The organism is Actinocrinis sp., assembly GCF_035650855.1.
GTDB lineage: Bacteria > Actinomycetota > Actinomycetes > Streptomycetales > Catenulisporaceae > Actinocrinis.
Map to the genome: position 1 here is coordinate 1 of NZ_DASRGV010000006.1, position 9,193 is coordinate 9,193.

General features: G+C 70.1%; 8 protein-coding genes. 3 read left to right on the forward strand and 5 right to left on the reverse strand.

Translation table 11 applies throughout. From position 1 onward, the window contains the following. Positions 1 to 1,689 (forward strand): carboxyl transferase domain-containing protein (locus VFB40_RS00640; RefSeq protein ID WP_324847258.1); only part of this gene is annotated, 1,689 nt, incomplete at its 5' end. A 538-nt stretch (positions 1,690 to 2,227) separates the two neighbouring features. After that, positions 2,228 to 2,950, forward strand: a complete 723-nt coding sequence (locus VFB40_RS00645; RefSeq protein WP_324847259.1) for a maleylpyruvate isomerase mycothiol-dependent enzyme family protein — start codon at positions 2,228 to 2,230, stop codon at positions 2,948 to 2,950. Positions 2,951 to 3,058: 108 nt separating this feature from the next. Here VFB40_RS00645 and VFB40_RS00650 read toward each other — a convergent pair whose 3' ends face one another. Beyond that, complete coding sequence (locus VFB40_RS00650; RefSeq protein ID WP_324847260.1) at positions 3,059 to 3,850, reverse strand: helix-turn-helix transcriptional regulator; 792 nt, start codon at positions 3,848 to 3,850, stop codon at positions 3,059 to 3,061. Positions 3,851 to 4,451: 601 nt separating this feature from the next. Here VFB40_RS00650 and VFB40_RS00655 point away from each other — a divergent pair. After that, entirely contained in the window at positions 4,452 to 5,480 is a 1,029-nt protein-coding gene (locus VFB40_RS00655; RefSeq protein WP_324847261.1) for an LLM class flavin-dependent oxidoreductase, read from the forward strand. A gap of 109 nt (positions 5,481 to 5,589) precedes the next feature. Here the strand turns inward: VFB40_RS00655 and VFB40_RS00660 are convergent, their stop codons facing one another. The 4 genes from VFB40_RS00660 to VFB40_RS00675 all read right to left on the reverse strand — a co-directional run. Then, on the reverse strand, positions 5,590 to 6,789 hold the full coding sequence (locus VFB40_RS00660; protein ID WP_324847262.1) for an acyl-CoA dehydrogenase family protein: 1,200 nt from the start codon (positions 6,787 to 6,789) through the stop codon (positions 5,590 to 5,592). Between the two features lie 279 nt (positions 6,790 to 7,068). Further along, positions 7,069 to 7,374 (reverse strand): EthD family reductase, encoded by a 306-nt coding sequence (locus VFB40_RS00665; RefSeq protein WP_324847263.1) that lies wholly within the window; start codon positions 7,372 to 7,374, stop codon positions 7,069 to 7,071. Between the two features lie 27 nt (positions 7,375 to 7,401). Then, positions 7,402 to 7,809 (reverse strand): SgcJ/EcaC family oxidoreductase, encoded by a 408-nt coding sequence (locus tag VFB40_RS00670; RefSeq protein ID WP_324847264.1) that lies wholly within the window; start codon positions 7,807 to 7,809, stop codon positions 7,402 to 7,404. Between the two features lie 56 nt (positions 7,810 to 7,865). Further along, positions 7,866 to 9,193, reverse strand: a 1,328-nt coding sequence (locus VFB40_RS00675) for an MFS transporter (protein WP_324847265.1), incomplete at its 5' end; no start/stop codon positions are given.

The following is a 9,193-nucleotide window of genomic DNA, read 5'->3' on the forward strand; positions in this document are numbered from 1 at the left end:
TACCGGCAGAAGGTGCTGCGTGCGGCCAGTCGCAACACGGTCTACCCGTACGAGCTGACCGCGATGCTCGGCAGGTTCGCCGAGTACGACCTCGATGACGCCCACGAACTGGTCCCGGTGGACCGGCCGAAGGGGCTGAACAAGGCGGCGATCGTCGCCGGCGTGGTCACCACGCCGACCCAGCTGCACCCCGAGGGCGTCACCCGGGTCGCGCTGCTGGGGGACCCGACCAAGTCGCTCGGCGCGCTCTCCGAGCCCGAGTGCCGGCGCGTGATCGCGGCCCTGGACCTGGCCGAGCGCATGCGGGTGCCGCTGGAGTGGTACGCGCTGTCGGCCGGAGCCCGCATCTCGATGCAGTCCGGCACCGAGAACATGGACTGGGTCGCCGCCGCGCTCAAGCGCATCGTGCAGTTCACCCAGGACGGCGGCGAGATCAACATCGTGGTGGCCGGCATCAACGTCGGCGCGCAGCCCTACTGGAACGCCGAAGCCACGATGCTCATGCACACCAAGGGCATCCTGGTGATGACCCCCGACTCCGCGATGGTGCTGACCGGCAAACACTCCCTGGACTTCTCCGGCGGCGTCTCAGCCGAGGACAACTTCGGCATCGGCGGCTACGACCGCGTCATGGGCCCCAACGGCCAAGCCCAGTACTGGGCGCCGAACCTGACCGCCGCGCGCGATGTGCTCATGGCGCACTACGAGCACACCTATGTGGCCCCCGGCGAACCGGGCCCGCGGCGCGCGACCACCAGCGACCCGTTCGACCGCGACGTCTCCAGCTACCCGCACGCCGTCGAGGGCAGCGACTTCACCACCGTCGGACAGATCTTCTCCGCGACCGCGAACCCGGACCGCAAGAAGGCCTTCGACATCCGCACCGTCATGCGCGCCCTGGCCGACCAGGACCACCTGGTGCTCGAACGCTGGGCCGGCATGGCCGACGCGGACACCGCCGCGGTGCAGGACGTACACCTGGGCGGCATGCCGGCCTGCCTGCTGGGCATCGAGTCGCGGCCGGTGCCGCGCCGCGGCTTCCCGCCCACCGACGGACCCGACACCTACACCGCCGGCACCCTCTTCCCCCAGTCCTCCAAGAAGGCGGCCCGCGCGATCAACGCCGCCAGCGGCAACCGGCCGCTGGTGGTGCTGGCCAACCTCTCCGGCTTCGACGGCTCCCCCGAATCCATGCGCAAGCTCCAACTGGAGTACGGCGCGGAGATCGGCCGCGCGATCGTCAACTTCCGCGGCCCGATCGTGTTCTGCGTGATCTCCCGCTACCACGGCGGCGCGTTCGTGGTCTTCTCCAAAGCCCTGAACCCGAACATGACCGTGCTCGCCATCGACGGCTCCTTCGCCTCCGTGCTCGGCGGCGCCCCCGCCGCCGCCGTGGTCTTCTCCGGCGAGGTCAACACCCGCACCGCCAACGACCCGCGCCTACGCGAGCTGGAGACCCGCATCACCGCCGCCACCGGCGCCGAACGCGCCGCACTGACCGCGGAGCTGGACGAGCTGCGCGCGAGCGTGCGCGCGGAGAAGCTCAGCGAAGTGGCCGCCGAGTTCGACCACGTACACGACATCCGGCGCGCTGTCGAAGTCGGCTCGGTCGACGCCGTCATCCAAGCCTCCGAACTGCGGCCCCGGATCATCGGGATCCTCGAGCGCAGGCGCGAGGCAGCAGCCTGAGACGGAAAGTCCCGTGCGCCCGATCCGGGAAGTTTTGTCACAAGCGGCTCCAGGTAACGGTTATCTCAAATCCTGTTATGCGGAAAGGCTGGCGATAACGCCTTAGCGCAGGTTGGCGACGCCTCCCGCCTGCGTCTTCTCCGCGATTGCCGAACACTGGGCACGTTGAGAGAACCCGCCGCGCCACGCGGACTTCATCATTTCTCTTGCTCTGTCGTGATCCGCGGCCGGCCGCGACCGCCGCCGTGCCGCAGCCGACACGGCTTCACCGTTCTCGACCGGGAGGCACAGGCTTTCGCCAAAGCAGAGAATCCGCCGGCGCGCGCCTTCAACCTCGCGCCGCCCGCCGGGTCGGCATCCTCATACAATCAGCCTCCTGAGACGCCGGGCCGGTCCCGCCTCGGCGGGTGACTCGCCAGCGGTAAGCGTCTCGTCAGCGGGACGGCGTAAAACTACTATCCGAAGTAGACGGAACGAGCGCGCTCCCACACCACCGCGCAGTACGGGAGCGCCCTCAACCAGGGAATGGACCAGCAGCGTGGCCGAGCCGAATCTCGTCGCCTTCCACAAGACGTCGACGTGGCCCACGGTGCCACATTACGTGGCACTCAATCACAGTCGACGTAGTCTGATACGCCTGCTGGGCGACCGTCCGGATGCCGCGGGACTGCTGGTGTGGGCCTGCCACGGGATCGACATGTTAGACCTCGTACGCCACCTCACGGCGAACTGCCACAGGGCGGAAGCGGTCCTCACCGGACGCCTGCGGACCACGCCGGAGACGGCGCGGCCCGATCAGCTCAGCCTGCCCGAGCTGCTGGAGGAGTGGGAGCGCAGCGGAAGTGTGGTGGAGCGCGCCCTACGCAGCGCGCACGGCCAGGCCGGCGCGCTGCTGGTGATGGACAGCTTCACGCACGAGCTCTACGCCCGGCGCACGCTCGGCTCCCCGGAGCCTGGCTGCCATCCGGCGATGCCGGCCTCCTTCGACGTGGTGGTCGGCGGGGCCGGCGCGGTGGTGGGCAGGCTGGCGCTGCCGGCCATCCGGTTCGTCACGGACGGCGCGACCTGGATCGTCGGCCACGGAGAGCCTGCCGTGTCGGTGGAGGCCAAGCCCATGGACTTGTACCGTTCGCTGGTCGGTCAGCTGACGCTGCGTGAGATCCGGCGGCTGGACTGGTCGGCGGACCCGGAACCGTGGCTCCGGGTGTTCTCCTGGGGTCCCTTCTTCCCGCCGGACGAGCCTGAAGTCGCGGAAGACTGATACGCAGGGGGCGTCTTAGCCGGGCCGGCGCGGGTGTTCGGAAGCGGTTCTCGGTTCAGTGCGGATCGAAACCGCTCACGGAGCTTCAATGCCAAGCGGTACCGGAATTCAGCGTCGGCCTGCCGTGGCGCCGACGGGAATACGCCGGCAGCCGGGCACGCCCCAGTTGTCGAGCTCTGGCAGCGCCAACAGGATCGGCAGGTCCAGGACCGTGGCACGGCGCAGGCAGATGTCCTGCTTCACGATAGTGGTGTGCGGCTGCACGGTGACCTCGTCGCCGGCCCCGAGGAACCGCGGGCGCCGGGCCCACGGCCGCGGGTCCACTTCCCCCACGCCGACCGCGGCAGCGCGGACGTACCAGGTCCCCCGCGGCACACCGGTCAGCGTGTAGGGGCCGGAGCCGTCGAGGACGGCGCAGGCCACCGGCACGCCCTCGATCACCGGGCTGGAGAACAGTCCGACATAGGTCCGGGTCGGGCCGCCCTCCTCCGGGACTTCCACGGTCCCGCTGACCTCGCCGACCCGGCCGGTGACCAGCGGCCGAGCGCGGCCAGCCAGCGAGTGCCCGCCCATCATCGACTTGGCCCGGTACCGGCCCGGCGAGGCGCCGACGCTGCGGCTGAACCGGCTGGTGAAGGTGCCCAGGCTGTTGTAGCCGACCATGTAGGCGATGTCGGTGACGCTCATCGGGGTCTGCAGCAGCAGGTTTTTGGCCTTGAACAGGCGGATCGCGGACAGGAAGCGGCCGGGCGAGGTTCCCGTCATCGACCGGAAGACCCGGGAGAAGTAGAACTTACTAAGGATCGCGGTGTCCGCGATCTCGTCCAGCGACAACGGCTCGTTGTACCGGATCCACATCGTGGCAATGGCGTGCTCAATGGCGAGCTGGGTCAAGTCCATCGTTTTCGGCATCTCCCGTGTCAGGCGGCGACGCGCCGGCTCAGCGTTCCCCGCGTCCCCGCACCGTTCTGCGACGTCGACGATCGGCCGACCGTGCGAGGCCCCCCTGGGATGCCCGAAAGATCCCTGCGCGCAGGCATGAGCCACGACTACTCGGTGCGCTGCGCGCAATAGCTCCGCACGCGTCTGAGTATCAGGGCTCTGGCGAATCTCCAGCTTCTCCGTCATTGCCCACCTGACGATCCGTAGACCTCCACTCGCGGTCCGCTACCGGCGCAGGCCCGCCAGCCGCTCGCCCGAGGTGAAAGTCGGGTTTCCGCTGCTGCACACCGCGTCCGCGGCGAAGCGAACCCACGCCGATGCGCGCACTGCCGCAGACACCTACCGCGCCCGCACCCGGTATTCATCGGTCGCCGACGGGTCGGCTCGAAGAAATCGAGCCGCGGCAGCGGATGCGGCGCCCGACGCGCTTGACGGGCGCCGGACGGTGACCGCGCGGCGCGCCGTCCGCGCAGCTTGGGAGAAGTCGCGGCCCACCCCGTCCGCCTACGCTCGCGGGGAATCGCCCTGTTTTCCCCTACAGCTCGCTGAGGAGTCTGCGATGCCCGAGGCATTCAAGACGCCGCCGGGACTGGCCGTCCAGGCCGGCACCGTGCCCCTGCTCGTGGCGGCCGCAGCCGCCGCCGAACGCCACGGCCTGCCGGCGCTGTGGTCGAGCGAGTTCTACGACCGCTCGGCGGTGGTGACGCTCGCGGCGCTGGCCGGTGCCACGAGCCGGGTCCGGCTCGGATCGTCGATCGCGTGGGCGTTCGGCCGCACGCCGGTCACCGTCGCCACCGACTTCCGCTCGCTCGACCAGCTCGCGCCCGGCCGGGTGAGCCTCGGGCTCGGCCCGGGCAATCCGCAGGTCGTCGCCGAGTGGCACGGTCTGGACGAACCGCGGCCCGCGGCGCGGCTGGCGGAACTCGTCACGCTGATCCGCGAGATCTGGGCGGTGCACGAGCGGCCCGTGGCGCATGACGGGACCTTCTACCGGTGCATCTTGCCGGCCGATCCGACGCTGCCGCCGCTGGCCGGCTCGGGCCCGCCGATCCTGCTGGCCGGTGGACGGTCGGCGATGACGCGGGTGGCCGGGGCGGTGGCGGACGGCCTGATCGGCATGCCGGTGGCCAGTCCCGATTTCGTCGCGCAGGTGATCCGGCCGACGCTGGCCGAGGGCGCCGCGCGGACGGGCCGGGGCGGCGCTGTACCGATCACCGGCATGACGATCTGCGCGATCGCCGACACGACGGCGCGGGCCCGGGCCGTGGCCGCGATGCAGCTCGCCGTCTTCATCGTCCGCCGCTCCTGCGCGGAGCTGGTGGCCTTCCACGGCTTCGAGCGCGAGGTCGCCGCCGTCGGCGAGGCGGCCGCGCGCCGGGACTTCCCGGCGATGGCCGCTGCCATCCCGGATCGGATGCTGGACCTGCTGACGGTCTACGGCACGCCGGAAGAGGCCCGGCAGCGGTACCGCGAGGTGTTCGACGGAGTCTACGAGGAATCCCTGCTGTTCGCCTCCGGTAAGGGCCGACCGTCGGCCGGGTTCCAGGATGAGATAGCAGCGGTCTGCGAAACCTTCGCCACGGTATGACGGTATGACCGCGTGAGGGCGCGACAGTCTGACGGTCCTTCGGATCGACGGCCGGGGTGCTTCCCGTCGAGGCGGGAAGCACCCCGGCCGTCGCGTTGCCGTGGAACTTCTATTTGCGCACCTGAAGGTGCCCGCCGAGCAGGTACTGCCCCACGGTTTCGTAGTGCGAGTGGGAAAGCGCCAGATGCTTGGTGACCGAGTGCACATCCCGGAAGCACCGCTCCAGCCGGCTGGTGGCGTACAGCGACGTGGACCCGGCAAGGGTGTATGCGGTGTCCACGGCCGCCATCGCGTTCTCGGCGAGGGTGGCGGACGCGAGCCGGATCAGAGCACTGACGCTCTCGTCGCCGCTGCCGCCGCCGGACTCCAACATGCGGGCGGCATCGTGGAGCACGACTCGGGAGGAGTGCACCATCATCTCGGCGCGGCCCAGCCGGTCCTGCACCACGCCGCTGTCGGCCAGCGCGACGGTGCCGCTGGCCGGGACCTTGCCCGCGGCCATCTCCTTGAACGCCTCCAGCGCCTCGGCGGCGATACCGAGCGCGACCGGCGCGGTGCTCATCGGCCCGAAGTCGAAGTAGCTCACCGGGTAGCCGCGCTCGGGGCGCTGTGGCGGCGTGCCACCCATCTGACTCTTGCGAACGCCCAGTTCGTCGGGGACGAAAAGCTCGTCGACGGAGTAGTGGTTGCTGCCGGTACCGCGTAGCCCGACGGTGTACCACGTGTCCCGGATCACCGCTTTGGAGGCTGGGACGAAGAGCATCGCGATGTCGGGTCCCGTCTCAGTCACCACGGGCACGCCCCCGTGGGTGACCAGCGCGGTGCACAGCAGCCAGTCGGCGTGCGCGGAGCCGCTCGCCATCGCCCAGTCGCCCTTGAGCAAGTAGCCGCCGGCCACCGGTTCGGCCCGGCCCGAGGGTTTGACCCCGCCGACGACAAAACCGCTGCTGCCGGCGAACAGCTCGTACGAGGACTGAACCGGCAGATAGTCCGAAAGGCGCCCGATCGCGCCCTGGACGCCGATCTGCCAGGCCACCGATGCGTCGACGCGCGCCAACTCCTCGAGCACGGCCATGCCGGTGGTGATCCCGACCTGGCCGCCGCCGAACGCCTTGGAGATCCACATCCGGGTGAAGCCGAGTTCGCGCAGCGCCTCGAACACCTCGTCCGGCATCCGCCGGTCGCGTTCGGCGATGTCCCGGGTCTGCATGAGCAGGGGTGTCACGCGCTCCACGCGTGCGACCCAGTCCGCCTGCTCGTCGGTCAGCGGCGCCTGTGGCAGCCGCGGTCGGTCGATGAGCTCGGTCATAGCAGGTAGGCCTCCCTTTCCCGCACTGTGGCCGCACAGTCTTCGCCCGGCCGCGGTCGGCGGCGGCGCGTCGGAATGCGCCGCGGGCCGGCGGCTGCGCGCCGTCGCGGAAGCCTGCGGCCAGGGTCTGAGTCCAGCGTCGCAGCCGGTCGTATCGGGGTCTTCTCCCTGCGTGCCCGGCGGATCGCGCTGAACGGTCAGGTGCATTGGCGGGTGGCGTACACAGCGGCGTGGGCCGGCCCCGGCGGGGTCGGCCCACGCGTTGGCAGCGGTGACGGGTTAAGCCGTCAGATCCACGTCCTCGGTTTCGAAGATCACGCTGCGGATCTTGTCGGGACCGGCGAGGTTCGCCACGTCACGCGCCGCCGCGCCGCCCTCGGGCGAGGCGAAGGAGTCCTTGAGCGCGGCCATGTCGTCGAACTCGAGCGTCGAGATGAAGTGGTAGGGCTCGCCGCGCACCGGAGAGACCTCGCGGCTGAGCTTGAGGCTGCGCAGGTGCGGCAGAGCCTTGATGAGCGGGATGTGGTGTTCGCGGTAGTACCGGTCGAACGCCTCCGGGTCGTCGGGCGTCTCGAAAAGCACCATGTAGCGGACCATATCTTGTTCTCCCTCTCAGACCATCGAGCAGTTGTGGTATGCCTTGACCTGCCAGGCGCCGTCCCGTTCGGCGAGCACCCAGGTCGCCCGGCGCAGGCGCTCGGGCGCGACGTCCGGCTCGTCGGGGTTGCGGTAACCGCTCAGGCTGACCACGATCGCGGCGTCGTTGCCGACCTTGCTGAAGACCTCGGGCTGGTCCACGCCGACGGTGCCCTTCAGCGGACCGGCGAAACCCGCGGCCATGTAGGCGCGGATCTCGTCGCGGCTTCGGTGCAGGACGCCGCCGGGCAGTACGACGGACGCGTCATCGGCGTAACAGTCGGTGAAAGCATCGGCGTCGTTGTCGGCCCACGCCTGCATGGCGCGCCGCACGACCGCGTACGCGGTCTCCTGCTCGGCTGAGAGCGTGATGGTGTCAGACATCGCCTTCCTCGTTTTCTCGGGTGTTGCTGCTAGATCTTGGACGGCCGATCGGCTGCTTATGCGTTATTCGGCTGCGCTGCCGGCTGAGCGGCGATCGCCGCGCGGCGTCGTGCTTGCACCACGGCGCGCGACAACGAGGCCGCGGCGAAGGTGCCGACCACCGCCGTGGTGGCGAGCCCCGCGGTCAGGGTGACGGCCAGCGCGGACGCCGAGGGGTGCGGGCCGCTATGCCTGGCAAGGGAAAGGAACACGCTGCCGAAGACAGCGACCCCGGTGACGGAGCCGAGCTGCAGGGTCGTGGTGAGCAGTCCGCTGGCGTCCCCGGCGCGCTTGAGCGGGACGTCGACGAGGGACAGCGCCATCACAGGGCTCATCGTCAAGCCCTGTCCGACTCCGGCGAAGGCTAGGGCGACGTACAGCAGCGTCCCGGCGCCGCCGCCGCGCACCGCCAGGGCCAGGCCGAGGTATCCGAGGACGCACAGCGTCATCGCGGACGGCGGGATCAAGTGCTGAAGCCGCGCAGGGATGCGGCGCCAGTAGTACGCGGCGAGCCCGGTCGTCCCGGACAGGGCGATGTAAGTCAGGCCCGTGCGAAGGGCGCTGTATCCGAGGCCGTCCTGCAGGTGCAGGGTGACGATGAACAGCACGCCGCCGTAGGTCAGCGCCATGCAGAACAGGGTGCTGATTCCGGACCCGAGGCCGTTCGAGCGCAGCACGTCCAGCGCCAGGAGCGGGTCGCCGCCGGAGTCCGCCACCCGGCGCTCGATCCGCACGAACAGCGCCGCCAGCAGCACCCCGACGACGATGGACACAAAGGTCCAGGCCGGCCAGGACTCCTCGTGGCCCAGGATCAGCGGCAGCACGATCAGGAACACCGAGGCAGTGGCGGTGATCAGCCCCACGACGTCGAGTTTGCGGCTCGCCACCGGAGTGTCGGCCGGCACATAGCGCGGCACCGCCAGCGCGAGCAGAACGCCGATCGGCACGTTGACCAGGAATACCGGCCGCCAGGACGAGCCGAACAGGTTCGCGCTCACCAGCACGCCGCCGACCACCATGCCGACCACTGCGCCGCTGCACAGCACGACGCCGTAGGTAGACAGGGCCTTCGTGCGGGCCTCTCCGGTGAACAGGGTCTGGATGACGCTGATGATCTGCGGCACCATGACGGCCGCGCCACCGCCCTGGATGAACCGGAACGCGATCAGCAGCGCGGTGTCCGGCGCGAAGCCGCAGCCGAGTGAGGCGAGGGTGAACACGATGACGCCGGTCTGGAACATCCGCCGCCGGCCGAACAGGTCGCCTAGGCGCGCGCCGGTGATCAGCAGCATGGCGTAGGCGACGACGTAGCCGCCGACGACCATCTGCAGCGAGGCGCCCGAGG

Coding starts and splice junctions, on each gene's coding strand:
- VFB40_RS00660 (WP_324847262.1), bottom strand. CDS start 6,789: ATGACCGAGCTCATCGACCGACCGCGGCTGCCACAGGCGCCGCTGACC.
- VFB40_RS00650 (WP_324847260.1), bottom strand. CDS start 3,850: ATGGACTTGACCCAGCTCGCCATTGAGCACGCCATTGCCACGATGTGG.
- VFB40_RS00655 (WP_324847261.1), top strand. CDS start 4,452: ATGCCCGAGGCATTCAAGACGCCGCCGGGACTGGCCGTCCAGGCCGGC.
- VFB40_RS00670 (WP_324847264.1), bottom strand. CDS start 7,809: ATGTCTGACACCATCACGCTCTCAGCCGAGCAGGAGACCGCGTACGCG.
- VFB40_RS00665 (WP_324847263.1), bottom strand. CDS start 7,374: ATGGTGCTTTTCGAGACGCCCGACGACCCGGAGGCGTTCGACCGGTAC.